Origin of the sequence: Streptomyces sp. SM18, assembly GCF_002910775.2 — a bacterium.
Lineage (GTDB): Bacteria > Actinomycetota > Actinomycetes > Streptomycetales > Streptomycetaceae > Streptomyces > Streptomyces halstedii.
In genome coordinates, this window is sequence record NZ_CP029342.1 from 5,351,295 (window position 1) to 5,377,263 (window position 25,969).

19 protein-coding genes are annotated in these 25,969 nt (G+C 72.6%); 17 read left to right on the plus strand and 2 right to left on the minus strand.

Going from position 1 to position 25,969, the window contains the following annotated elements; genetic code table 11:
* Positions 1 to 35 precede the first annotated feature (35 nt).
* From B9S64_RS24300 to B9S64_RS24330, 7 genes are all read left to right on the plus strand, one after another.
* Positions 36 to 1,286, plus strand: coding sequence for a spermidine/putrescine ABC transporter substrate-binding protein (locus tag B9S64_RS24300; RefSeq protein ID WP_103488522.1), 1,251 nt, complete (start codon positions 36 to 38; stop codon positions 1,284 to 1,286).
* Positions 1,287 to 1,335: 49 nt separating this feature from the next.
* Positions 1,336 to 2,484: an ABC transporter ATP-binding protein gene (locus tag B9S64_RS24305; RefSeq protein WP_103488523.1), complete on the plus strand. Its 1,149-nt coding sequence runs from the start codon at positions 1,336 to 1,338 to the stop codon at positions 2,482 to 2,484.
* On the plus strand, positions 2,481 to 3,419 hold the full coding sequence (locus tag B9S64_RS24310) for an ABC transporter permease (RefSeq protein WP_103505141.1): 939 nt from the start codon (positions 2,481 to 2,483) through the stop codon (positions 3,417 to 3,419). The genes B9S64_RS24305 and B9S64_RS24310 overlap by 4 nt, the downstream gene beginning before the upstream one ends.
* A complete protein-coding gene (locus B9S64_RS24315; RefSeq protein ID WP_103491247.1) occupies positions 3,416 to 4,222 on the plus strand; it encodes an ABC transporter permease in 807 nt (268 codons plus the stop codon). Before B9S64_RS24310 ends, B9S64_RS24315 begins: the two co-directional genes overlap by 4 nt.
* Positions 4,223 to 4,243: 21 nt before the next feature.
* On the plus strand, positions 4,244 to 5,659 hold the full coding sequence (locus tag B9S64_RS24320; RefSeq protein ID WP_103491248.1) for an FAD-binding oxidoreductase: 1,416 nt from the start codon (positions 4,244 to 4,246) through the stop codon (positions 5,657 to 5,659).
* Between the two features lie 141 nt (positions 5,660 to 5,800).
* On the plus strand, positions 5,801 to 6,271 hold the full coding sequence (locus B9S64_RS24325) for a hypothetical protein (protein ID WP_103491249.1): 471 nt from the start codon (positions 5,801 to 5,803) through the stop codon (positions 6,269 to 6,271).
* Between the two features lie 86 nt (positions 6,272 to 6,357).
* Positions 6,358 to 8,187: a chitinase gene (locus B9S64_RS24330; RefSeq protein WP_103491250.1), complete on the plus strand. Its 1,830-nt coding sequence runs from the start codon at positions 6,358 to 6,360 to the stop codon at positions 8,185 to 8,187.
* On the opposite strand, the gene B9S64_RS24335 is transcribed toward B9S64_RS24330, so the two are convergent.
* Both B9S64_RS24335 and gabT read right to left on the minus strand, forming a co-directional pair.
* Positions 8,138 to 8,956, minus strand: a complete 819-nt coding sequence (locus B9S64_RS24335) for a phosphatase PAP2 family protein (RefSeq protein WP_181012283.1) — start codon at positions 8,954 to 8,956, stop codon at positions 8,138 to 8,140. The genes B9S64_RS24330 and B9S64_RS24335 overlap by 50 nt on opposite strands.
* A 148-nt stretch (positions 8,957 to 9,104) precedes the next feature.
* Positions 9,105 to 10,445, minus strand: coding sequence for a 4-aminobutyrate--2-oxoglutarate transaminase (gene gabT / locus B9S64_RS24340; protein WP_103491251.1), 1,341 nt, complete (start codon positions 10,443 to 10,445; stop codon positions 9,105 to 9,107).
* A gap of 246 nt (positions 10,446 to 10,691) precedes the next feature.
* Between gabT and B9S64_RS24345 the strand changes: the two genes are divergently transcribed.
* The 10 genes from B9S64_RS24345 to B9S64_RS24395 all read left to right on the plus strand — a co-directional run bounded on the left by B9S64_RS24345 (position 10,692) and on the right by B9S64_RS24395 (position 25,953).
* Complete coding sequence (locus B9S64_RS24345) at positions 10,692 to 13,079, plus strand: ATP/GTP-binding protein (protein WP_109492111.1); 2,388 nt, start codon at positions 10,692 to 10,694, stop codon at positions 13,077 to 13,079.
* 187 nt (positions 13,080 to 13,266) lie between these two features.
* On the plus strand, positions 13,267 to 14,829 hold the full coding sequence (locus B9S64_RS24350) for a PucR family transcriptional regulator (RefSeq protein WP_103488615.1): 1,563 nt from the start codon (positions 13,267 to 13,269) through the stop codon (positions 14,827 to 14,829).
* A 388-nt stretch (positions 14,830 to 15,217) separates the two neighbouring features.
* The gene (locus B9S64_RS24355; RefSeq protein ID WP_103488614.1) at positions 15,218 to 16,663 is read left to right on the plus strand and encodes an aldehyde dehydrogenase family protein; all 1,446 of its coding nucleotides are present in this window, start codon (positions 15,218 to 15,220) and stop codon (positions 16,661 to 16,663) included.
* A 185-nt stretch (positions 16,664 to 16,848) separates the two neighbouring features.
* Positions 16,849 to 18,795, plus strand: a complete 1,947-nt coding sequence (locus B9S64_RS24360) for an acyl-CoA dehydrogenase family protein (RefSeq protein ID WP_103488613.1) — start codon at positions 16,849 to 16,851, stop codon at positions 18,793 to 18,795.
* Between the two features lie 77 nt (positions 18,796 to 18,872).
* Positions 18,873 to 20,111 carry a 3-phosphoshikimate 1-carboxyvinyltransferase gene (gene aroA, locus B9S64_RS24365; protein WP_103488612.1) on the plus strand — a complete coding sequence of 413 codons (1,239 nt, stop codon included), beginning with the start codon at positions 18,873 to 18,875 and terminating at the stop codon, positions 20,109 to 20,111.
* A gap of 51 nt (positions 20,112 to 20,162) precedes the next feature.
* Entirely contained in the window at positions 20,163 to 20,657 is a 495-nt protein-coding gene (locus B9S64_RS24370; protein ID WP_103488611.1) for a nucleotidyltransferase domain-containing protein, read from the plus strand.
* Positions 20,658 to 21,024: 367 nt separating this feature from the next.
* Entirely contained in the window at positions 21,025 to 22,278 is a 1,254-nt protein-coding gene (gene dxr / locus B9S64_RS24380) for a 1-deoxy-D-xylulose-5-phosphate reductoisomerase (RefSeq protein WP_103489116.1), read from the plus strand.
* Entirely contained in the window at positions 22,275 to 23,585 is a 1,311-nt protein-coding gene (locus B9S64_RS24385; RefSeq protein WP_103489115.1) for an RIP metalloprotease, read from the plus strand. Before dxr ends, B9S64_RS24385 begins: the two co-directional genes overlap by 4 nt.
* Before the next feature lie 215 nt (positions 23,586 to 23,800).
* The gene (gene ispG / locus B9S64_RS24390) at positions 23,801 to 24,958 is read left to right on the plus strand and encodes a flavodoxin-dependent (E)-4-hydroxy-3-methylbut-2-enyl-diphosphate synthase (protein ID WP_103489114.1); all 1,158 of its coding nucleotides are present in this window, start codon (positions 23,801 to 23,803) and stop codon (positions 24,956 to 24,958) included.
* Positions 24,959 to 25,092: 134 nt separating this feature from the next.
* A complete protein-coding gene (locus B9S64_RS24395; protein WP_103489113.1) occupies positions 25,093 to 25,953 on the plus strand; it encodes a DUF4081 domain-containing GNAT family N-acetyltransferase in 861 nt (286 codons plus the stop codon).
* Positions 25,954 to 25,969 lie beyond the last annotated feature (16 nt).

The following is a 25,969-nucleotide window of genomic DNA, read 5'->3' on the forward strand; positions in this document are numbered from 1 at the left end:
CCCGGCGGCCGCACCCACCCGGAAGGGCAACGCGTATGCAGGAGTACGAGGCCGAGGGCCTCTCCGCGCCGCGACTCGCAGCGATGCGGCGCAGCCTGTCAGGCGGCCGGGGCGCACTCACCCGCCGCTCCCTCCTGAGGGCGTCGGGCGCGGGCGCGGGCGTGCTCGGCGGCCTCGCCGCACTGGGCGCCTGCGGTATCCCGCCCGCGAAACGGGCGGACGGGGGCGCGGCCGCCTCCGACGACCACTCGGACCGCGAGAAGCGCGTCACCTTCTCCAACTGGACCGAGTACATGGACGTCGGCGACGACGGGCAGAGCCGCCCGACCCTCCGGACGTTCACCGAACGCACCGGGATCACGGTCAAGTACACCGAGGACATCAACGACAACGTCGAGTTCTTCGGGAAGGTCAAACCGCAGCTCGCCGCGGGCCAGGACACCGGGCGGGACCTGATCGTCGTCACGGACTGGCTCGCCGCCCGGATCATCCGGCTCGGCTGGGCGCAGAAGCTCGACCCGGCGAACCTGCCGCACGCGTTCGCCAACCTCACGGCGCAGTTCCGCTCGCCCGACTGGGACCCGGGACGGGCCCACTCCTATCCCTGGAGCGGCATCCCCACCATCATCGCCTACAACGCCAGGGCGACCGGCGGCCGCACCGTCGACTCCGTGACCCAACTGCTCGACGACCCACGCCTCAAGGGCCGGGTGTCCTTCCTCTCCGAGATGCGCGACTCGGTGGGCATGACCCTCCTCGACATGGGCCGCGACCCCGCCTCCTTCACCGACGCCGACTACGACGCGGCGATCGCCCGGCTCCAGGACGGCGTCGACCGCAAGCAGATACGCCGCTTCACCGGCAACGACTACACCGCGGACCTCAGCAAGGGCGACATCGCGGCCTGCGTCGCCTGGGCCGGGGACATCGTCCAGCTCCAGGCCGACAACCCGGACATCAAGTACGCGATCCCCGCCGCCGGATACGTCACCGCCACCGACAACCTGCTGGTCCCCGCCAAGGCGCGGCACAAGACCAACGCCGAGCGGCTCATCGACCACTACTACGAACCCCCGGTCGCCGCCCGGCTCGCCGCGTACATCAACTACGTCTGCCCGGTGGACGGGGTGGCCGCCGAACTCGCCGCCATCGACCCGGCCATGGCCTCCAACACGCTGATCCTCCCGGACGGGCGGATGACCGCGAAGTCGCACGCCTTCCGCTCCCTCGAACCCGACGAGGAGACGGCGTACGAGGAGAAGTTCGCCGCGCTCCTCGGCGCCTGACCGGCCCGTCCCTCCCCGATCTCCCCCGACACCCCTGGGACCGCGACCCATGACACAGCAGCAGACGACGGGCGGCGACGTCCGGCTGACCGGCATCAGCAAGACCTACGGCTCCTTCACCGCCGTCCACCCCCTCGACCTGACCGTCCCACAGGGCTCCTTCTTCGCCCTGCTCGGCGCGTCCGGCTGCGGCAAGACCACCACCCTGCGGATGATCGCCGGCCTGGAGGAGGCCACCACGGGCACCGTCTCTCTCGGCGGCAGGGACATCACGGCCCTCCCGCCGCACCGACGGCCCGTCAACACCGTCTTCCAGAGCTACGCCCTCTTCCCCCATCTCGACGTCACCGAGAACGTCGCGTTCGGCCTGCGCCGCCGGGGGGTGACCCCGGTGAAGAAGCGGGTCGCCGAGATGCTGGACCTCGTCCAGCTCGGCGACTTCGCCCGCCGCAGGCCGCACCAGCTCTCCGGCGGCCAGCAGCAGCGCGTCGCCGTGGCCCGCGCGCTCATCAACCACCCCCAGGTGCTCCTGCTCGACGAACCGCTCGGCGCCCTCGACCTCTCCCTGCGGCGGCGGATGCAACTGGAGCTCAAACGCATCCAGACCGAGGTCGGCATCACCTTCGTCCACGTCACCCACGACCAGGAGGAGGCCATGACCATGGCCGACACGGTCGCCGTGATGAACGGCGGCCGCGTCGAACAACTCGGCGCCCCCGCCGAGCTGTACGAGAACCCGCGCACCACCTTCGTGGCGAACTTCCTCGGCACCTCCAACCTCATCGAGGCCGAGATCGTGTCCGCCGGCACGGACGTCGTCGTCTCGGCGGGCGGCGGAACGCTCCGGCTGCCCGCCGGCCGGTGCCCCGCCCCGGCACCGCCCGGCGGCAGGCTCCTCGTCGGCGTACGGCCCGAGAAGATATCCCTCGACCCCGCCGCCGACGCGGACCCGGGCGACGGCCGCAACCGGGTCACCGGACGGATCACCGAGGCCGGCTTCCTCGGTGTCAGCACCCAGTACCTCGTGGAGAGCCCCGCCGGCAAGGCGCTCCAGGTCTACGAGCAGAACACCGGGCACCGCCGGAGCCTCGCCCCCGGGAGCGAGGTTGTCCTGCACTGGGACCCCGCCCACACCTTCGCCCTCGACGCCGCCCAGGACATGGAGGCCGGTGTGCAGAGCGTCCAGGACACGCCGTGAGCGCGACCGGCGCGCCACCGGCGCCACCGGCGCCGCCCGCCGCCCCCGCGCCCCCGGTCCGCGGGCGGTCCGTCCGCAAGCGGCTCGTCCCCTACTGGCTGCTGCTCCCCGGCATTCTGTGGCTGCTCGTCTTCTTCGCGCTGCCGATGGTCTACCAGGCGTCCACCTCCGTACAGACCGGATCCCTGGAGGAGGGGTTCCGGGTCACCTGGCACCTGGCGACCTACCAGGACGCGCTCGCCGACTACTACCCGCAGTTCCTCAGGTCCCTGCTGTACGCCGGTACCGCCACGCTCCTGTGCCTGCTGCTGGGATACCCGCTCGCCTACCTGATCGCCTTCAAGGCCGGCCGGTGGCGCAACCTGGTGCTCGTGCTGGTCATCGCGCCCTTCTTCACCAGCTTCCTGATCCGCACGCTCGCCTGGAAGACCATCCTCGCGGACGGCGGCGCCGTCGTGGAGGCGCTGAAGGCGCTGCACGTCCTGGACGTCACCGGCGCGCTCGGCTGGACCGAGGGCGACCGCGTCCTGGCCACCCCGATGGCCGTCGTCTGCGGACTGACGTACAACTTCCTGCCGTTCATGATCCTCCCGCTCTACACCTCGCTGGACCGCATCGACCCCCGGCTGCACGAGGCGGCGGGCGACCTGTACGCCACGGCGGCCACCACCTTCCGCACGGTCACCCTCCCGCTGTCCATGCCCGGGGTCGTCGCCGGCACCCTCCTGACGTTCATCCCGGCCAGCGGCGACTACGTCAACGCGGAACTCCTCGGCTCCACGGACACCAAGATGGTCGGCAGCGTCATCCAGTCCCAGTTCCTGCGGGTCCTGGACTACCCGACGGCGGCCGCCCTCTCCTTCATCCTCATGGCGGTCGTCCTGCTGGTCGTCACCGTCCACATCCGCCGCTCCGGGACGGAGGACCTCCTGTGACCCGTCTGCTCCACGCGCTGCGGCGGCACCTGGTCGTGATCGCCGGGCTGCTGACCCTGGCCTACCTGGTCCTGCCCAACGTCGTCGTCATGGTGTTCTCCTTCAACCGGCCGAACGGCCGCTTCAACTACACCTGGCAGCGGTTCTCCCTGGACGCCTGGAAGGACCCCTGCGGGGTCGCCGACCTCTGCGGCTCGCTCTCCCTGTCCCTGCGGATCGCCGCCCTGGCGACGCTCGGGGCGACCGTGCTCGGCACGATGATCGCCTTCGCGCTGGTCCGCTACCGCTTCCGGGCCCGGGGCGCGGTCAACTCGCTGATCTTCCTGCCCATGGCCATGCCCGAAGTGGTGATGGCCGCGTCCCTGCTGACGCTCTTCCTCAACATGGGGGCCGAACTCGGCTTCCGTACCGTGCTGATCGCGCACATCATGTTCTGCCTCAGCTTCGTCGTGACGGCCGTCAAGGCGCGGGTGATGTCGATGGACCCGCGCCTGGAGGAGGCCGCCCGCGACCTCTACGCGGGACCCGCGCAGACCTTCCTCCGGGTGACCCTGCCGATCGCGGCCCCGGGCATCGCGGCCGGCGCGCTGCTCGCCTTCGCGCTCTCCTTCGACGATTTCATCATCACCAATTTCAACGCCGGTTCCACGGTGACCTTCCCCATGTTCGTCTGGGGATCGGCCCAGCGCGGAACACCCGTACAGATCAATGTCATCGGTACGGCCATGTTCGCCGTCGCCGTCGCCGTGGTCGTCGTGGGACAACTGGTGGCCGACCGGAGAAAGAGCAGAGCCGAGAAGTGATTCCCGAAGGAGTTGGAAACCATGGCCCCGGACGCCCTGCGCCGTGCGGCGGCATCCCTTTCCGGTGCGCGCCCGCTGTCCTACTGGCTCGACGACCCCGCGAAACCGGAGGCGCTCCCCGCGCTCACCGGTGACGCGGTCTGCGACCTCCTGGTGGTCGGCGGCGGCTACAGCGGGCTGTGGACCGCGCTGCTCGCCAAGGAGCGCGACCCCGGACGCGAGGTGGTCCTCATCGAGGCGCGCGAGGCGGGCTGGGCCGCCTCGGGCCGCAACGGAGGATTCTGCGCCGCCTCGCTGACCCACGGGACGGCCAACGGCCTGGAGCGCTGGCCCGAGGAGATCGCGAAGCTGGAGGAGCTGGGCGCGGCCAACCTGGACGCCATCGAGGCGGCCGTCGCCCGCCACGGCATCGACTGCGACTTCGAGCGCACCGGAGAGATCGCGGTGGCCACCCGCCCCCACGAGCTGGCCGACCTGCGCGCCTGGCACCGCCGCACCGAGGAACTCGGGCTCGCCACACCGGAGTTCCTGGACCGCGAACAGGTACGGGCCGAGGTGGACTCCCCGGCCTTCCTGGGTGGCCTGTTCGACCGGCGCGGGGTCGCCATGCTCCACCCGGCGAAGCTCGCCTGGGGGCTGAAGCGGGCCTGCCTGCGTCTCGGCGTACGCGTCCACGAGCACACCCCGGGCCTGGAGCTCGCCCGCTCGGGCGCCGGGATCGCGGTGCGCACCCCGTACGGCAGGGTCTTCGCCCGGCGGGCCGCGCTCGGGACGAATGTCTTCCCGTCCCTGGTCGCACGGCTGCGCCCGTACACCGTCCCGGTGTACGACTACGCGCTGATGACGGAGCCGCTGAGCGCCGGTCAGCTCGCCTCGATCGGCTGGCGAAACCGGCAGGGAATGAGCGACGGAGCCCATCAGTTCCACTATTTCCGGTTGTCGTCGGACCACCGGATCCTGTGGGGCGGATATGACGCCGTCTATCCGTACGGAGGCCGTCTGGATTCCGCCCTCGACCAGCGCCCCGAGACCTTTCTGAAGCTCGCCGGGCATTTCTTCGAGTTTTTTCCGCAGCTTTCCGGCGTGCGTTTCTCCCACGCCTGGGGAGGGGTGATCGACACCTGTTCGCGCTTTTCCGCGTTCTTCGCGACGGCGTACGGGGGACGGGTCGCCCACGCGGCCGGATACACCGGTCTGGGCGTCGGGGCCACCCGCTTCGGGGCCGAGGTCATGCTCGATCTGCTGGCCGGGGAGCGCACGGAACGCACCGGGCTCCGGATGGTCCGCTCCCGGCCGCTGCCCTTCCCGCCCGAGCCCTTCGCCTGGGCGGGGATCTCGCTCACCAAGAGGTCGATGGCCCGCGCGGACAGCCACGGCGGCCACCGCGACCCGTGGCTGAGGGCCATGGACCGGCTGGGGTTCGGTTTCGACAGCTGAGCGGCCCGGACGGCGGGGGAGTGATTCATCTCACGGCCGTCCGCCGTCCCGACCCGCGTCATGATCGTGCCCGGCCGCTCTCTCTCCCCGTACACACCGGCAGGACCCTGCCGGTTCTCACGGGGAAAGGAAGGGGCAGTCATGGCCGACACGGGGGCCAGGACCGGGATCGAATGGCTCGTATCGGCGGCACCGGACCCGGACGCCTGCCGCCGGGAGTGGGAGCGCGTCCCCCTGGGGATCGCGCTGCTCCCCGCCGGCGGACGCTGGGACGTGCTCGCCGTACCGGTGGAGCTGGGGTATCCGACGCTCGACGTGCTCACCCGCCTCGTCCACCGGCCCGGACCGGTGCTGCTGGGTTTCGGGGACGCCCGGATGGGCTTCTTCGTGCCGCCCGGCACGGCCTCGGGATGGCTGGGCACCGGGGTGCGGGGGATCGGCCGGGGCAGCTGGATCGCCGTACCCCGGCCCGGCCGGACGGTCGGGGCGGCACGGTGGCTGCTCCCGCCCGACGGGTCGGGGACGCTCGTCGATCCGGTCCTCCTGGAGCTCGCGCTGCACGAGGCCGCCGCCGCCCGTGCCGCCCGCGGGGGGACGGCCCCGGAGGACTGAGGGACTGCCAGAGGTCTTGACAAGTGGATTGGTCTGGACCATGTTGTGCGCGGCCGCACTCAATTCCCCCCAGCACGGAGGCTGTTGTGGAACGCACCGGACCACCCGCCCGATTCACCGGACTTCTGGCCGTCTGTTCGGCGGCCCTGCTCGCCGCCGCGGGGCTGGTCGCCTCGGCGCCGGCCGCCACCGCCGCCGACGCCGACCTGGCACGCAACGGCGGCTTCGAGGCGGGTCTGGACGGCTGGACCTGCTCGGGCGGCAGCGGAACCGTCGTCAGCACCCCGGTGCACAGCGGCACATCGGCGCTGAAGGCGACCCCGGCCGGCAGCGACAACGCCAAGTGCTCCCAGACCGTGACGGTCAAGCCCGACTCCACGTACACGCTCCAGGCGTGGGTGCGGGGGGACTACGTCTACCTCGGCGCGTCCGGCACCGGCACCACGGACGTCTCCACCTGGACCCAGTCGGCCGGTGCGTACACCAAGCTCAGCACCTCCTTCAAGACCGGCCCCGCGACCACCTCGGTCACCGTTTACACCCACGGCTGGTACGGCACTGCCGCCTACTACGCCGACGACCTCACCCTGGTCGGCCCCGGCGGCGCCCCCGCAACCGTGCCCGCCGCCCCCACCGGTCTGAAGGCCGGCACGGCCACCTCCACCTCCGTCCCGCTGAGCTGGACCGCCTCCGCCGGAGCCACCGGCTACCAGGTCTACCGCGACGGCACGAAGGTCCAGACCGCCACCGGTGCCTCCGCGACCGTGACGGGGCTGACCGCCTCCACCGCTTACAGCTTCCAGGTCAGCGCGGTCAACGCCGCCGGTGAGTCCGCGAAGTCGGCGGCCGTGAGCGCCACCACCACCTCCGGCGGCGGCCAGGAGGGCGGCGGCGGGGACCTGCCCGCCCACGCCCTCGTCGGCTATCTGCACGCCAGCTTCGCCAACGGCTCCGGCTACACCCGGATGGCCGACGTCCCCGACTCGTGGGACGTCATCAACCTCGCCTTCGGTGAGCCGACCTCCGTCACCTCCGGCGACATCCGCTTCTCGCTCTGCCCCGTCGCCGAGTGCCCGGGTGTGGAGAGCGAGGCGGAGTTCAAGGCCGCCGTCAAGGCCAAGCAGGCGGCGGGCAAGAAGGTCCTGATCTCCATCGGCGGCCAGAACGGCCAGGTGCAGCTCAACTCCACGGCCGCCCGCGACACCTTCGTCTCCTCGGTGTCCAAGATCATCGACGCCTACGGGCTGGACGGCCTGGACATCGACTTCGAGGGCCACTCGCTCTCGCTGAACACCGGTGACACCGACTTCCGCAACCCGACGAGCCCCGTCGTCGTCAACCTCATCTCGGCCGTGAAGACCCTCAAGGCCAAGTACGGTGAGGACTTCGTCCTCACCATGGCCCCCGAGACCTTCTTCGTGCAGCTCGGCTACCAGTACTACGGCTCCGGTCCCTGGGGCGGCCAGGACCCGCGCGCCGGCGCCTATCTGCCCGTCATCCACGCCCTGCGCGACGACCTCACCCTGCTGCACGTCCAGGACTACAACTCGGGCTCCATCATGGGCCTGGACAACCAGTACCACTCGATGGGTGGCGCCGACTTCCACATCGCCATGACCGACATGCTGCTCACCGGCTTCCCGGTGGCCGGCGACCAGACCAAGGTCTTCCCGGCGCTGCGCCCCGACCAGGTCGCCATCGGCCTCCCGGCCTCCACCCAGGCGGGCAACGGGCACACCTCACCGGCCGAGGTCACCAAGGCGCTGAACTGCCTGACCAAGAAGACCGACTGCGGCAGCTACCAGACCCACGGCACCTACCCCGGGCTGCGCGGGCTGATGGCCTGGTCGATCAACTGGGACCGCTTCAACAACGGGGAGTTCGCGAAGAACTTCGACGCCTACTTCGGGAACTGACCTCCCGGAGGACGAGCAGCAGCGCGGCCGCCAGGCACCAGCTGGCGAGCACGTCCAGCGGCCAGTGGTAGCCGCGCAGCACCAGACCGATGCTCGTCGCCGCCGTCAGCAGGACGGCGGCGACGAGCATCATCCATGAGCGCCGCATGTACGGGGCGAGGAGCAGGGCGGCAGCCCCGTACGCCACGGCGGCGGTCGCCGTGTGGCCCGAGGGGTAGTAGCCGGTCGCCTCCGTCAGCGGCCCCTGCCGGTCGGTCCACAGCTTGACCGGGACGACCAGCAGCGGCACCGCCACCATGGCCAGGACCGCGTACAGCGCCTCCCGGCGGGCCCGGCGCAGCCAGGCCACGAGGACGGCACATGCCAGCACGGGCACGGCGACCTCCATGTTGCCGAGGTCCGCGAAGAGGTCGGACAGCGCGGCGGGCCCCCGTCCGGCCAGCGCCAGGCCCAGCCGCTCGTCGGGCCCGAGCAGCGGGCCGTCGGCCACGACCTGCCAGGTGACGAGGGCGAAGACGGCCAGCGGCGCGGCGAGCCGGGAAAAGAGAAGGACCGGCCACCGGGGAACGGGGGGGAGTGTTCCGGGGTGGCCGGTCGGATCGGTGTGCCGCGCGCCCCGGGGGGTGTGGGGCGGGCGGCCGTCCGATCGGTGAGGAGTTCCGGAGCGCGATGCTCCAGCGGTGTGCGCCGAGGCGCTGCCGGGACGGTGCTGGGGGAGCCCCGGCCCGGCATCACCCGCAGCTTCCTGCGGGCGGGGTGTTTCTCTCATCTGTGGAAACCGTACGTCAGGGGGAGGTGGGCCGACAGGGCCAACGGTATCCCGCCATCGCCCCCGCACACCTTCTTCACAGGCCCTCACGAGCGGCCCGGTCGATGCCGCCGAAAACGGCTCCCGGACCCGGTTCCACCCGTACGTATCAGAGGGTGGCGAAGGCCTGTTCGAGGATGTCCAGGCCCTCGTTCAGCAGGTCCTCCCCGATCACCAGCGGCGGCAGGAAGCGCAGGACGTTGCCGTAGGTGCCGCAGGTCAGCACCAGCAGGCCCTCGGCGTGGCAGGCCTTGGCCAGCGCCGCCGTCGCCGCCGCGTCGGGCTCCTTCGTACCGGACTTCACCAGCTCGATCGCGATCATGGCGCCCCGGCCCCGGATGTCCCCGATGACACCGCCGTTCGGGAGCTTCGCCCGCATCTCGCCCAGGCGGCCCTTCATGACCTCCTCGATGCGCCGGGCCCTCCCGTTCAGGTCCAGTTCGATCATCGTCTCGATGGCACCGAGCGCACCGGCGCACGCCACCGGGTTGCCGCCGTAGGTGCCGCCGAGGCCGCCGGAGTGCGCGGCGTCCATGATCTCGGCGCGGCCGGTCACCGCGGAGAGCGGCAGGCCGCCCGCGATGCCCTTGGCCGTGGTGATCAGGTCCGGGACGATGCCCTCGTCCTCACAGGCGAACCACTGGCCGGTACGGCAGAACCCGGACTGGATCTCGTCCGCGACGAAGACGATGCCGTTGTCCTTCGCGAACCGCGCGATCTCCGGCAGGAAGCCCTTCGCCGGCTCGATGAACCCGCCCTCGCCGAGGACCGGTTCGACGATGATCGCCGCGACGTTCTGCGCACCGATCTGCTTGGTGATCTCGTCGATGGCCTGCGCCGACGCCTCGGCCCCGGCGTTCTCGGGACCGGTCGGCCAGCGGTAGCCGTACGCCACCGGCACGCGGTACACCTCGGGCGCGAACGGCCCGAAGCCCTGCTTGTACGGCATGTTCTTCGCGGTCAGCGCCATCGTGAGGTTGGTCCGGCCGTGGTAGCCGTGGTCGAAGACGACCACCGCCGTCCGCTTCGTGTAGGCGCGGGCGATCTTCACCGCGTTCTCGACGGCCTCGGCGCCCGAGTTGAACAGCGCCGACTTCTTGGCGTGGTCGCCCGGGGTCAGCTCGGCCAGCCGCTCGCAGACCTCCACGTACCCCTCGTACGGCGTGACCATGAAACAGGTGTGGGTGAAGTCGGCGAGCTGCGCCGACGCGCGGCGGACGACCGCCTCCGCGGAGGCGCCCACCGAGGTCACGGCGATGCCGGAACCGAAGTCGATCAGCCGGTTGCCGTCCACGTCCTCGATGATCCCGCCGCCCGCGCGGGCGGTGAACACCGGCAGCGTGGAACCCACGCCGGCGGCGACCGCCGCCGTACGGCGGGCCTGAAGCTCCACCGACTTCGGGCCGGGGATGGCGGTGCGGACGCGGCGCTCCTGCGGGATGTCGGACATGCGGGGCTCCTGGGGGTGTTCCGGACACTTCTCTTCCGTGCAGGCTAGGGGCGGCGACCGCCGGGGGTCATGCTCCGCTGCGGAGTGGTGTGCGCGCGCCGTTGTCCGCCGCGGACAGAAGGCCGTACGGGCAAGGAGCGCACCCGGCACCGCGCCCATCCGGCCGCATTGCTGAACTCGCCGTGTCCTGGCACTAGATTGGCCGGTGCAGAAGGCGGGACCTGGCTGGTCAGGGGGCGGCGGTTCATGGACACCGAAGGCACGTACGACGCACGGGGCACCCACCCGGAACGGGTGCCCCGCCCGGCGGGCCCACCACCCGCCGCGCCACCGCCGCCCGCACCGCCCCCGTACGCCCCGCCGCCCCCCGGCCACGCCCCGGCCGCCGGGGCCCGGCCCCCGCTCGCCGAGTGGCTGCGCACCCCGCGCCCGGCCCGCGACCCCGGCGTCTGGCGGTACGGCCACACCCCGCGCCCGCCCGAGAAGGCCGAAGGGGTGCCCGACCGCTCCCTGCTGGTCGGAGCGCTGATCTCCGTGCTGAGCGCACTGCTCCTGTGGTCGCTGTGGCGCAACGGGTACATCCCCTACCGGCTGGTGCCGGTGAAGCTCTTCACCCCGGGCGAGTGGTGGTACCCGGGCACCTTCGGGGGTCCCCGGACGATCGAGGGCAGCGACGCGCTCACGGTCTACGAGGCCGTGCTCTTCGGCCTCCTGGTCTACGGCTGCCTGCGCCTCGGGAACTGGGCCGAACTCTTCCGGCGGCACGTCGCCGGACGCGGCCGGTCCTTCCTCGCCCTGGCCACGGCCGCCGCGGCGGGACTCGCCCAGCTCCTGGTCTGGAAGGACACCGTGCCGGTCGTCCGCCCGGTACTGATCCTCGTCGCCTCCGTCTTCGGCGGCGAGATCTACCAGAGCCAGAGCGTCGTCAACGTCGTCTACGGCCTCATCACCCTCGGGGTGCTCTGGCCGTTCGCCCGCCTCGGCCGCTGGCGCGATCTGTTCGCCGCACGCCGTACCGCCCGTGCCTCCGACACCCCCGGGGTCCCGCCCGTGCCCCCGGGGACCCCCGCCCCCGACGAGTGGCCGGAGCTGCGCGCGGCCGGCCGGACCGACGCCGCCCAGGCCCTCACCGCCGAGGTGCGGACCGGCCGGATGAACGACGTGGACGTGGCCCGGCTGCGCCACGCCTGGACGGTGGGCCGGGCCCACCCCGAACGGCTCGCCGCGCTCGACGAGGCCGTGCTGCGCAGCGGCGGCGCGGCCGCTCTGCACCCGTCGGGCGCCCGCGACCTGCCCGCCCGCACCGCCCGCCACGACCTGCTCACCGGCCAGGTCCGCGTCGGCAGCTTCGCGGACGACCCGCACAACCCGTACGCCCTCCGCGGCTCCGGCGCCGCCCTGGAACCCGCGCTGCTGGGCACCTCGCTGCTGGCGGTCGGTCCGCCCGGGTCGGGCAAGACCGCCCGGCTGGTGCGCCCGGTCGTCGAGTCCCTCGCCCTCCAGGCGCTCGCCGGACGGGCCGCCGTCCTCGCGGTCGGCGCCGCCGGGAACCCCCTCGGCCCCGACGACGCCTACGACGTCGTCGTACGGATCGGGGACCCCGCCTCCGTGCACGACTTCGACCTGTACGGCGGCACCACGGACCCCGACGAGGCGGCGGGCGTCCTCGCGGAAGGGCTCGTCGGCGACGTCCCGGGCCTGGACAGCAGGCGCGCCGCCACCGTGCTCGCCCAGCTCATCGGCCCCTACCGCGCGGTCCACGGCCACTTCCCCGGGGTGCCCGCGCTCCGCGAACTCCTCGACGGCGACCACGGCGCGGCCGACGCGCTGCGCACCGCGCTCGCCACCGGCGGCCACACCGCCATGCTGCGCGAACTGGACGCCCGCACCCGGCAGCGCGGCGGCCCCGGGGACCCCGGACCGGTCCTCGCCGACCGGGTCGCGCTGCTCGACCGGCCCGCCTTCGCACCGTTCTTCGCCACCGGACCCGAAGCCCGGCCCTTCTCCCTGCGGTCGCTGGAACACCTGCCCCTGCGGGTCAGGATCGACCTCCCGGAGAGGGCCCACGCCGAGGCCTCCCGGCTGCTCACCCGGCTGGTCCTCGCCCAGTTCACCGCCGTCGCCGCCGCCCGCGCGGACCGGACGCTCTTCGTCTGCCTGGTCCTGGACGACGCCACCCAGGCCGTCACCGCCGAGACCGTACGCGGCATCAGGCGGCTGCGGTCCGTCAACGCGGGGGCCGTGCTCACCCTGCGGACCGTCGACGACGTCCCGGAGGCCCTGCACACCGCGCTGCTCGGCGGCGTCGGCTGCCGCATGGCCTTCTGCGGGGTCACCACCTGGGACGGCAAGCGGTTCGCGGACGTCTGGGGCAAGGAGTGGGTGGAGACCCGGGAGGTCGCCCAGCACGCCGTCTTCGCCGACCAGCCGTTCACCCGCGCCCTGCACGGCCTGCGCAAGCTGGTCACCGGCAAGGCCGTCACCCGGGACGCCGTGACCGTGCGCCGGGTGGAGCGGGAGCGCTGGTCGGCCTCCGAGCTGGCGTACTCCCTGCCCGCCGGGCACGCGGTCCTGTCGCTGACCACGGTGGACGGTGCGCACACCCCGCCCCTCCTGGTGAAGCTGGACGGCTGAGCCCGGCGTACCCCGGCCCGCCCCGCCCGGCCCCGGGCGGGGCGGGCCGGTTACGCGCAATGCGCCGCCCTGGCAGAATCGGAAGCGGCCGTCTGTACGGGACGGCGCAATCCGACTCCAGACGCAACCGACTCCCGCGCGCAACCGGCGCCCCGACGCAACCGACTCCCAGAGGTCCGGCGGTCCCATGCCACCCACACTCGCCTCGCTCGTCCAGCACCCGTCGCTCAGACTCAGGGTCCGCGCCGGGGCGGACCGGCTCACCACACCCGTGCGCTGGGCCCACGCCAGCGAGCTGGCCGACCCCGTGCCGTACATGGACGGCGGCGAACTGCTCCTGATCACCGCGACCAACCTGGACGCCGAGGACCCCGGGACGATGCGGCGGTACGTCCGGCGGCTGGCGGCCGCCGAGGTCGCCGGGATCGGCTTCGCCGTCGGGGTCACCTACGACGAGGTCCCCGCCGCCCTCGTCGAGGCCGCCGAGGAAGCGGGGCTGCCGCTCCTGGAAGTGCCCCGGCGCACGCCGTTCATCGCCATCAGCAAAGCCGTGTCGGCGGCCATCGCGGCCGACCAGTACCGGGCCGTCACCGCGGGCTTCGAGGCACAGCGCGAACTGACCCGGGCGGCGCTGGTCGGCGAGGGCCCCGCCGGGCTGGTCACCCGTCTCGCCGCACAGGTGGACGGCTGGGCCGCGCTCTACGACACCTCGGGCGCCGTCGTCGCGGTGGCGCCGGACTGGGCGGCCCGGCGGGCCGCCCGCCTCACCGGCGACGTACGCCGGCTGGGGGACCGCGCGGCCCCGGCCAGCGCCGTCGTCGGCGGCCCCGAGGACCGCGTGGAGCTCCAGTCCCTCGGCACCGGCCGGCTCGCCCGGGGCGCCCTCGCCGTGGGTACGGGCGCCTCCCTGGGCACGGCCGAGCGGTACGCGGTGCACTCCGCCGTGGCTCTGCTGACCCTCACCACCGCCCGTTCCCGCTCGCTCCAGGACGCCGAACAGCGGCTGGGGGCGGCGGTCCTGCAGATGCTGCTCGCGGGCCAGCCCGACCACGCCCGCGCCGTCGCGGGGGACCTGTACGGCGCGCTGCTGGACGCCCCCTTCCGGCTGCTCATCGCCGAGGCGTCCGACCCGGCGACGCTCACCGAGACCATGGAAGCCGCCGCCGCCCGGTCCGGGGAGACGCTGCTGATGGTGCCGGAGGGCGACCGGGTCGTGGTGCTGGCCGCCGACGGCGGCGCCGCCGTCGGCGCGTGCGCGGCGTACGCCCAGGCGCAGGACGACCGTCCGGCGCGCGAGCCCGTCAAGGAGGACACGGACGTCGCCGTCGGACTGTCGGCCCCGGCGGGCCCGATAGCGGCCTCCTCCGCGTACAAGCAGGCCGAGCAGGCCCTCTCGGTGGCGCGCCGCCGGGGCAGGGCCCTGGTCGAGCACGAGGAACTGGCCACCGGCTCGGTGCTGCCGCTGCTCGCCGACGACGCGGTGCGCGCCTTCGCGGACGGGATGCTCCGCCCGCTGCGGGAGCACGACGCGAAGGGCCGCGGCGACCTGGTCGCCTCCCTGCGCGCCTGGCTCTCCCGGCACGGCCAGTGGGACGCCGCGGCGGCGGACCTGGGCGTCCACCGCCACACGCTGCGCTACCGGATGCGCCGCGTGGAGGAGATCCTGGGCCGCTCGCTGGACGACCCGGACGTGCGGATGGAGCTGTGGCTGGCCCTCAAGACGACGGCCGCCTCCTCGGGAACCCCGTAGGCCCCGGTCCCGGCCCGCCCTGTCTGCGCTGTCTGCGCTGTCTGCCCTGTCGTCCCGTGTCCCGCGTGGCCCCGCGCCCCGTCGTCCCACGTGCCCGTGCCGCAGGCCGCCAGTCCGTACGCCGCATACCGCGCCGTCCGGCGACGGCGTACCGGCGGGGCGTACCGGTGACCGGCGTACCGGCGACGGTGAGCGGTGCCTCGCGGCCGCCCCGCCACCGCATGCGCCGAACCGGCGTATCCGCCGTCCGCTCTGCTCCACCCCGGACAAACCTCATCCGCCCCCTCGCCCCCTACCGTGGGCCTGGGCGGTGTGCCGACACGGCCCGGGGCCATCCCGCGGTGGCCCTGACGATCTTGTTCACCACCCCCGAAGGGCCGGAACCGCCATGACCTCCACCCACGCTTTCTGGCTGGCCGGCCGTCAGGCCACCGGCGAGGACAGCTTCGACGTCACCAACCCCTGGGACGGCCGGCTCGTGGCGACGGTCGCCGTGCCGACCGAGGCCCAGGTCGAGGAGGCCGTCGCCGCCGCCCACGCCGTGCGCGAGGAGTTCGCCGCGACGCCGGCGCACGTACGGGCCGCCGCGCTGGACCACGTCGTACGCCGCCTCACCGAGCGCACCGAGGAGATCGCCCAGCTGATCTCCGCCGAGAACGGCAAGCCCGTCAAGTGGGCCCGCGGCGAGGTCGGGCGGGCCGTGTCCGTCTTCCGGTTCGCCGCCGAGGAGGCCCGCCGCTTCAACGGCGGCGAGGCCCAGCGGCTGGACACCGACGCCGGCGGCACGGGCCGTCTCGCGCTGACCCGCCGTTTCCCGCGCGGCCCCGTCCTCGGGATCGCCCCCTTCAACTTCCCGCTCAACCTGAGCGCCCACAAGGTCGCCCCGGCCATCGCCGTCGGCGCGCCGATCATCCTCAAGCCCGCGCCGGCCACGCCTGTCTCCTCGCTGATCCTGGGCGAACTACTGGCCGAGACCGACCTCCCGGCCGGTTCCTGGTCGGTGCTGACCGTGCCCAACGACCGGATGCCCGCCCTGGTCCAGGACGAGCGGCTGCCGGTGATCTCGTTCACCGGATCCGGCCCGGTCGGTTACGCGATCATGGAGTCGGTGCCGCGCAAGCACTGCACGCTGGAACTCGGCGGCAACGGCGCGGCCGTCGTCCTCGCCGACTGGTCCTCGGAGGAGGACCTGGACCGGGCCGCGAGCCGTATCGCGACCTTCTCCAACTACCAGGGCGGCCAGTCCTGCATCTCCGTGCAGCGCGTCATCGCCGACGCCTCGGTGTACGACCGGCTCGTGCCCAAGATCACCGCCGCCGTCGAGGCCCTGGTGACCGGCGACCCGTCCGACGCGGCCACCGACGTCGGCCCGCTGGTCAGCGAGGACGCCGCCCGCCGGGTGGAGTCCTGGGTCGACGAGGCCGTCGCGGCCGGCGCCACCCTGCACACCGGCGGCACCCGCGACGCGGCCACCTACGCCCCCACGGTCCTCACCGACCTGCCCGCCACCACCACCCTCGCCCACGAGGAGGTCTTCGGGCCGGTGCTGTACGTGCGGCGGGTGGACGGAGAGGCCGAGGCCTTCGCCGCCGTCAACGACTCCAAGTACGGCCTCCAGGCAGGGGTCTTCACCCACGACCTGGAGACCGCCTTCCGCGCCCACCGCGCCCTGGAGGTCGGCGGCGTGGTCATCGGCGACGTCCCCTCCTACCGCGCCGACCAGATGCCGTACGGCGGCGCCAAGCAGTCCGGCGTGGGCCGCGAGGGCGTGCGGTACGCGATGGACGACTACACCTACGAGCGGGTCCTCGTCCTCACCGGCCTGGCCCTGTAGCCGCCCGCGCGTACCGGACCGGCCGGAGCCCGCCGCACGGCGGACCCCGGCCGGTCCCGCGTCCCGCCGCGAGCCCGCCGCACGGTGGTAGGGGTGGCGCAGATGGGGTACATACGGACGAGTGGTACCGATCGGTCCGCGCAACGCCCGACCACCGTCCCGACTCGCGGCGAGGTGAGCTCCTCATGTCCGCCCCATCCGACACCCCCCAGGCTCCCGGCATCACCGAGCGCGAAGCACGGCGGGTGGCCGAGGCCGCCCGTGAACAGGACTGGAAGAAGCCGAGTTTCGCCAAGGAGCTCTTCCTCGGACGCTTCCGGCTCGACCTGATCCACCCCCACCCCGTGTCCGGCGTCGAGGACGTGCGGCGCGGCGAGGCGTTCCTCTCCCGGCTGCGCGCGTTCTGCGAGACCCGTGTCGACGGGGCGCTGATCGAGCGCGAGGCCAGGATCCCCGACGACGTGGTGGACGGTCTCAAGGAGCTGGGCGCGCTCGGCATGAAGATCGAGACCAGGTACGGAGGCCTCGGCCTGACCCAGGTCTACTACAACAGGGCGCTGGCGCTGGCCGGTTCGGCCAGCCCCGCCATCGGCGCCCTGCTCTCCGCCCACCAGTCCATCGGCGTCCCGCAGCCGCTGAAGATGTTCGGCACCCAGGAGCAGAAGGACACCTTCCTGCCGCGCCTGGCCCGTACCGACATCTCCGCCTTTCTGCTCACCGAGCCCGACGTCGGCTCCGACCCGGCCAGGCTCGCGACGGCGGCCGTCCCGGACGGCGACGACTACGTCCTGGACGGGGTGAAGCTCTGGACGACCAACGGCGTCGTCGCCGACCTGCTCGTCGTGATGGCCCGGGTCCCCGCCTCGGAGGACCACAAGGGCGGCATCACGGCCTTCGTCGTCGAGGCGGACTCGCCGGGCATCACCGTGGAACACCGCAACGCCTTCATGGGCCTGCGCGGCATCGAGAACGGCGTGACCCGCTTCCACGGCGTCCGCGTCCCGGCGGCCCACCGCATCGGCCCGGAGGGCGCCGGACTCAAGATCGCCCTCACCACCCTCAACACCGGCCGGCTCTCGCTGCCCGCCATGTGCGTCGGCGTCGGCAAGTGGTCCCTGAAGATCGCCCGCGAGTGGTCGGCCGTACGCGAGCAGTGGGGCAGGCCGGTCGGCCGGCACGAGGCCGTCGGCGCGAAGATCTCCTTCATCGCGGCGACCACCTTCGCACTGGAGGCGGTCGTCGACCTCGCCTCCCAGATGGCCGACGAGAACCGCAACGACATCCGCATCGAGGCCGCCCTGGCCAAGCTGTACGGCTCCGAGATGGGCTGGCTCATCTCCGACGAACTGGTCCAGATCCGCGGCGGACGCGGCTTCGAGACCGCCGACTCGCTCGCCGCGCGCGGCGAACGCGCGGTGCCCGCCGAGCAGATGCTCCGCGACATGCGCATCAACCGGATCTTCGAGGGCTCCACGGAGATCATGCACCTGCTGATCGCGCGGGAGGCGGTCGACGCCCACCTCAAGGTCGCCGGCGACATCATCGACCCCGACAAGCCGCTCTCCGACAAGGCGAGGGCGGGCGTCGACGCCGCCGGGTTCTACGCCCGCTGGCTCCCCAAGCTCGTCAGTGGCCCCGGCCAACTCCCCAACGCCTACGGTGAGTTCCGTGTCCCGGGGCACCCCGACCTCTCCGGTCATCTGCGCTCGGTCGAGCGCTCTGCCCGCAAACTGGCCCGCTCGACCTTCTACGCCATGTCGCGCTGGCAGGGGCGCATGGAGACCAAGCAGGGCTTTCTCGGCCGCGTCGTGGACATCGGCGCCGAACTCTTCGCGATGAGCGCCGCCTGCGTCCGCGCCGAGCACCTGCGCGCCGACGGCGACCACGGCCGTGAGGCGTACCAGCTCGCCGACGTCTTCTGCCGGCAGGCCCGCCTCCGGGTGGAGGAACTGTTCACCCGGCTGTGGTCCAACACCGACGCCGTCGACCGCCGCGTGGTCGACGGCGTCCTGTCGGGCGCGTACACCTGGCTGGAGGAGGGCGTCATCGACCCCAGCGGCGACGGGCCCTGGATCGCCGACGCCTCACCCGGCCCGACCGCCGGGGAGAACGTCCACCGCCCCATCCGCTGAACCGGCCGGCCGCGGGGCGCGTCCACTGCCTGGACGCGCCCCGCGCGCACGCCCGCCACCGGGCAGGATGGGGGCCCGTGACCGTCATCCACGTCCCCGGCTCCAAGTCCGTCACCGCCCGCGCCCTGTTCCTGGCCGCCGCGGCGGACGGCACCACCACCCTGCTGCGCCCCCTGCTCTCCGACGACACGGAGGGGTTCACCGAGGGCCTGACCCGTCTGGGATACGCGGTGACACGCGAGCCGGACCGCTGGCACGTCGAAGGGCGCCCCGAGGGCCCCTCGGTCACCGAGGCCGAGGTCCACTGCCGCGACGGGGCCACCACCGCGCGCTTCCTGCCCACGCTCGCCGCCGCCGCGGCCTCCGGCACGTACCACTTCGACGCCTCCGCCCAGATGCGCCGCCGCCCGCTCGCCCCGCTCACCGAGGCGCTGCGCACCCTGGGCGTGCACCTGCGCCACGAAGAGGCCGAGGGCCACCACCCGCTCACCGTCAGGGCCTCCGGGGTCAAGGGCGGCGAACTCACCCTGGACGCCGGGCAGTCGTCCCAGTACCTCACCGCGCTGCTCATGCTCGGTCCGCTCACCGCCGAGGGGCTGCGGATCCACGTCACGGAACTGGTGTCCGCGCCGTACGTCGAGATCACCCTGTCGATGATGCGGAGCTTCGGCGCCGACGTCGTCCGGGAGGGGAACACCTTCACCGTCCGGCCCGGCGGCTACCGCGCCACCACCTACGCCGTGGAGCCCGACGCGTCCACCGCGAGCTACTTCTTCGCCGCCGCGGCCCTCACCGGCCGCGAGGTCACCGTCCCCGGGCTCGGTACGGGCGCGCTCCAGGGCGACCTGCGCTTCACCGACGTCCTGCGCCGCATGGGCGCGGACGTGACGACCACGGACCGGGGGACCACGGTCCGCTCCACCGGGACGCTCACCGGCCTCACCGTCACCATGCGGGACATCTCCGACACCATGCCGACCCTGGCGGCCATCGCCCCGTTCGCCTCCTCGCCCGTACGGATCGAGGACGTGGCCAACACCCGGGTCAAGGAGTGCGACCGGCTGGAGGCCTGCGCCGGGAACCTGCGGGCCATGGGGATCACCGTGCGCACCGGCCCGGACTGGATCGAGATCCACCCCGGCACGCCCCGGCCCACCGAGATCGCCACGCACGGCGACCACCGCATCGTGATGTCGTTCGCGGTCACCGCCCTGCGCGTGCCCGGCATCGGCTACGACGACCCCGGCTGCGTCCGCAAGACGTTCCCCGGGTTCCACGAGGCGTTCGCCGGGTTCGCGGCCCCGGGCGCCGGCTGACCGGAGGAAAAACCCCGCGCATCGGGCCGGGCCGGTGCCTATCCTGCGCCCATGATGACCCTGAGCGACGTCCTGTCCGTGCTCGAACTCCTCGACCGGGCCGGCGCCGATGTGGTGATCGCCGGAGGGTGGGGCGTCGACGCGCTGCTCGGCGAGCAGACACGGGACCACCGCGACCTCGACCTGCTGCACCGCCGGGAGCAGGAGGGTGCCGTCGTCGCGGCGCTGGAGGCGGCCGGATACGCCGAGACACTCGACTGGCGGCCCGCCCGCTTCGTCCTCAGCCACCCCGACGGGCCGGAGACCGACCTGCATCCGCTGGAGTTCGCCCCCGACGGCTCCGCGACGCAGTCCTCGCTCGACCCGGAGCGGCCCTTCGTCTACCCGGCGGCCTGCTTCGTCACCGGCACTCTCGGGACGGTCACGGTGCGCTGCGTCTCCGCCGAACAGCAGGCGCTGTTCCACCAGGGGTACGAACCGGCCGAGCGTGATCTGGCGGACATGGCGCGCCTGAGGGGGAAGTTCGGCGTCCGGACGCACTTCTGATCCCGCGATGCCGCACAATCGAGCCCCGGCCGCGCTCTCGGCGGCCGTCAACCGACGACAGGGGCAGGGATGTTCGGGGTGTTCGGAGCGGGTGGCCCGAGGGGCGGGGGCACCGCCGCCGCGGCCCGGGGAGCGGTGGCCGTCACCGGGTGCGGCAGCGACGGCGGGGAACGGGCCGCCGCGCGCCCCCACGGCCGGGCCGCGTCCGCGCCACGCCGGGTGACCCCGGACACGGGCCGCCCCTCCGGGGCTCCGAGGGGCGGCCCGGCCGCCCGGCAGGAGGAATTCCGTGCGGCCGGTGTCTGAGCCACGCGCCGACGGGGACGCCCTGTCCGCGCACACAGCACGAGCGGCGACAATGGTCGCCATGACCGACAGCCCCGCACCTCTCGCCGACCCCCATCTCGTCTTCGACGCGGTACACGGCCGCCGGGATCTGGTGATCCTCGGCTCCACCGGGTCCATCGGCACCCAGGCCATCGACCTGGTGCTGCGCACCCCGGACCGCTTCCGCGTCACCGCGCTCTCCGCCGCGGGCGGCCGGGTCGCGCTCCTCGCCGACCAGGCGCGACGGCTGCGGGTGGACACCGTCGCGGTCGCCGACCGGGACAAGGTGCCGGCCCTGCGCGAGGCGCTGCGCGAGGCCTACGGCCCGGGGGAGCCGCTCCCCGAGATCCTGGCCGGCCCCGACGCCGCGACCCAGCTCGCCGCGAGCGACTGTCACACCGTGCTGAACGGCATCACCGGCTCGATCGGCCTGGCCCCCACCCTCGCGGCGCTGAAGGCGGGGCGCACCCTCGCCCTCGCCAACAAGGAGTCGCTGATCGTCGGAGGCCCCCTGGTCAAGGCCCTCTCGGCGCCCGGCCAGATCATCCCGGTGGACTCCGAGCACGCCGCGCTCTTCCAGGCGCTCGCCGCCGGGAAACGCGCCGATGTGCGCAGGCTCGTCGTCACCGCGTCCGGCGGTCCCTTCCGGGGACGTACGAGGAGCGAGCTGGCCGACGTGACCCGGGAGCAGGCGCTCGCGCACCCGACCTGGGCCATGGGGCCGGTGATCACGGTCAACTCCGCGACCCTGGTCAACAAGGGGCTGGAGGTCATCGAGGCCCATCTCCTCTACGACATCCCGTTCGACCGGATCGAGGTCGTGGTCCACCCCCAGTCGTACGTGCACTCGATGGTGGAGTACACCGACGGCTCCACCCTCGCCCAGGCGACCCCGCCCGACATGCGGGGCCCGATCGCGATCGGTCTCGGCTGGCCCGAGCGGGTCCCGGACGCGGCGCCCGCCTTCGACTGGACGACCGCCTCCCGCTGGGAGTTCTTCCCGCTGGACACCGAGGCCTTCCCGTCCGTGGGCCTGGCCCGGCACGTGGGCACGCTGGGCGGGACGGCCCCCGCGGTGTTCAACGCGGCCAACGAGGAGTGCGTGGACGCGTTCCTGGCGGGACGGCTGCCCTTCAACGGCATCATGGACACGGTCACCGCGGTCGTGACCGAGCACGGCACCCCCGCCACGGGAACTCCGCTGACGGTCGCGGACGTCCTCGACGCGGAGACCTGGGCCCGCGCCCGGGCCAGGGAACTCTCGGCGGAAGCGACAGCGGAGGCGCGCGCATGAGCATGACGACGATCCTGATGACGGTCCTGGGGATCGCCGTCTTCGTTGTGGGGCTGCTGTTCTCGATCGCCTGGCACGAGCTGGGGCACCTGTCGACCGCGAAGCTCTTCGGCATCCGCGTACCGCAGTACATGGTCGGCTTCGGTCCGACCATCTGGTCGCGCACGAAGGGCGACACGGAGTACGGCATCAAGGCCATCCCGGCCGGCGGCTACATCCGGATGATCGGCATGTTCCCGCCCGGCCCGGACGGACGCCTCGAAGCCCGCTCCACCTCCCCCTGGCGCGGCATGATCGAGGACGCCAGGTCCGCCGCCTTCGAGGAGCTCCAGCCCGGCGACGAGGCCCGCCTCTTCTACACGCGCAAGCCGTGGAAGCGCGTGATCGTCATGTTCGCCGGGCCGTTCATGAACCTGGTCCTCGCCGTGGCGATCTTCCTCGGTGTGGCGATGAGCTTCGGCTTCCAGACCCAGACCACCGAGGTCGCCGGCGTCCAGCAGTGCGTGATCGCCCAGAGCGCGAACCGCGACACCTGCCGGCCCACCGACCCGGTCTCGCCCGCCAAGGCCGCCGGGCTCAAGGAGGGCGACAAGATCGTCGCCTTCGACGGGCAGCGCATCGACGACTGGGCCACGCTCTCGGACCGCATCCGGCAGACCATCGGCCCCGCCACCCTCACCGTGCAGCGCGACGGCCAGGAACTCACCCTGCACGCCGTGCTGAAGAAGAACGCCGTGGCGAAGAAGGACTCCCACGGCGAGGTCGTCCCCGACCAGTACGTCAGCGCCGGCTATCTGGGCTTCGCCGCCCAGACCGAGATCCTCCCGCTCTCCTTCGGCGATTCCGTCGTCCGCATGGGCGACATGATCGAGAACGGCGTCCACTCGATCATCGCCCTGCCCTCCAAGATCCCCGACCTGTGGAACGCCGCGTTCAGCGACGGCGAACGAGGGGACGACTCACCGGTCGGCGTGGTCGGAGCGGCCCGGATCGGCGGCGAGGTGATGAACCTCGACATCCCCGCCCAGAACCAGATCGCGATGATGCTCTTCCTGCTGGCGGGCTTCAACCTCTCGCTGTTCCTCTTCAACATGCTGCCCCTGCTCCCGCTGGACGGCGGGCACATCGCCGGCGCCCTCTGGGAGGCCCTGCGCCGCAACGCGGCCCGGGTCTTCAAACGGCCCGACCCCGGCCCCTTCGACGTCGCCAAGCTGATGCCCGTCGCGTACGTCGTCGCCGGGATCTTCATCTGCTTCACGCTGCTGGTGCTCGTCGCCGACATCGTGAACCCCGTGAAGATCACCTGACGCCCACCACCACGTCCGTCCCGTCCCTCTCGTCCGTCCCGTCCGTCTCGTCCGTGGAGCTCCGTCACACGACTGGCCTCCCGCCGCCCGCCGTCCGGCGGACTTGCCGACAGGGTGCGCCCGGATTTCCTCCGGTGCCGTAACCTCGGAGCCTGGAGTCCGCCGTTCTCGGAACCTCGATCCACACTGATCCACACCTTGGGGATGCTCAGCGCATGACTGCGATTTCTCTCGGAATGCCTGCCGTTCCGACCAAGCTCGCCGACCGACGGGTCAGCCGTCAGATCCAGGTCGGATCGGTGGCGGTCGGCGGGGACGCACCGGTGTCGGTGCAGTCCATGACGACGACACGTACCTCGGACATCGGTGCCACCCTCCAGCAGATCGCGGAGCTGACGGCCTCGGGCTGCCAGATCGTACGGGTGGCCTGTCCCACCCAGGACGACGCGGACGCCCTGTCCACCATCGCCAGGAAGTCGCAGATCCCGGTCATCGCGGACATCCACTTCCAGCCGAAGTACGTGTTCGCGGCCATCGACGCGGGCTGCGCGGCGGTCCGGGTGAACCCCGGGAACATCAAGCAGTTCGACGACAAGGTCAAGGAGATCGCCAGAGCGGCCGGGGACGCCGGGACTCCCATCCGCATCGGCGTGAACGCCGGCTCGCTGGACGCCCGGCTGCTCCAGAAGTACGGCAAGGCGACGCCCGAGGCCCTGGTCGAGTCCGCGCTCTGGGAGGCCTCGCTCTTCGAGGAGCACGGCTTCCGGGACATCAAGATCTCGGTGAAGCACAACGACCCGGTCGTCATGGTCAACGCCTACCGGCAGCTCGCCGCCCAGTGCGACTACCCGCTGCACCTCGGCGTGACCGAGGCCGGACCGGCGTTCCAGGGGACCATCAAGTCCGCCGTGGCCTTCGGCGCACTGCTCTCCGAGGGGATCGGGGACACCATCCGGGTCTCCCTGTCGGCCCCGCCCGCCGAAGAGGTCAAGGTCGGCCTCCAGATCCTCGAATCGCTCAACCTGAAGCAGCGCCGGCTGGAGATCGTCTCCTGCCCGTCCTGCGGACGCGCACAGGTGGACGTCTACAAGCTCGCCGACCAGGTCAGCGCGGGCCTGGAGGGCATGGAGGTCCCGCTGCGGGTCGCCGTGATGGGCTGTGTCGTCAACGGTCCCGGCGAGGCGCGCGAGGCCGACCTGGGCGTCGCCTCGGGCAACGGCAAGGGTCAGATCTTCGTCAAGGGCGAGGTCATCAAGACCGTCCCCGAGTCGAAGATCGTGGAGACCCTCATCGAGGAGGCCCTGAAGATCGCCGAGCAGATGGAGAAGGACGGCGTCGCCTCCGGCGAGCCCGAGGTCTCCATCGCGGGCTGACCCTCCCATACCACGCGTTCCGTGCCCCGCGGGTCCGTCCCGCGGGGCACGGTCATGTCCGCGGCAGGCCCCTCGGCCCACGCGGGCGGCGTTCCACAGCCTCGTTGGGTACAGTGCGGAAATCAGCAGACCGTATGGTGAGGCCCCCAGTGTTGACGCAGACCACCACCCGGGTCCTCGACCCCGCCGAGCTCCCCGCCGCGCTCGCCGTCCTGGAGAGCGAACCCGTCGAGAACGCGTTCGTGACGTCCCGTGTGCAGGTCGCGGGCCTCGACCCCTGGCGCCTGGGCGGTGAGATGTGGGGCTGGTACACCGACGGCCGGCTGCGCTCGCTCTGCTACTCCGGCGCCAACCTCGTGCCCATCTGCGCCACCCCCGAAGCCGTCCGGGCCTTCGCCGACCGCGCCCGCCGCGCCGGACGCCGCTGCTCCTCGATCGTCGGCCCGGCCGGGCCCACGGGCCAGCTGTGGCGGCTGCTCGAACCGAGCTGGGGCCCCGCCCGCGAGGTCCGCCCCCACCAGCCGCTCATGGTCACCGAGAGCCCGTCCGCCGAGATCGAGGCCGACCCCCTGGTCCGCCGGATCGGCCCGGACGAGATGGACGTCCTCATGCCCGCGTGCGTGGCCATGTTCACCGAGGAGGTCGGCGTCTCCCCGCTCGCCGGTGACGGCGGACTCCTCTACCAGGCACGGGTCGCCGAACTGATCTCCACCGGCCGCTCCTTCGCCCGTATCGAGGACGGCAAGGTCGTCTTCAAGGCGGAGATCGGCGCCGCGACCTCCCGCGCCTGCCAGATCCAGGGCGTCTGGGTCGCGCCCGAACACCGGGGCCGCGGACTCTCCGAGACCGGTATGGCCGCCGTGCTGCGCCTCGCGCTGGCCGATGTGGCACCGGTCGTCAGCCTGTACGTGAACGACTACAACACCGCCGCCCGCCGGGCCTACCGGCGTGTCGGCTTCCGTGAGACCGGCGCGTTCATGAGCGTGCTCTTCTGAAGCACGCTGTTCTGAC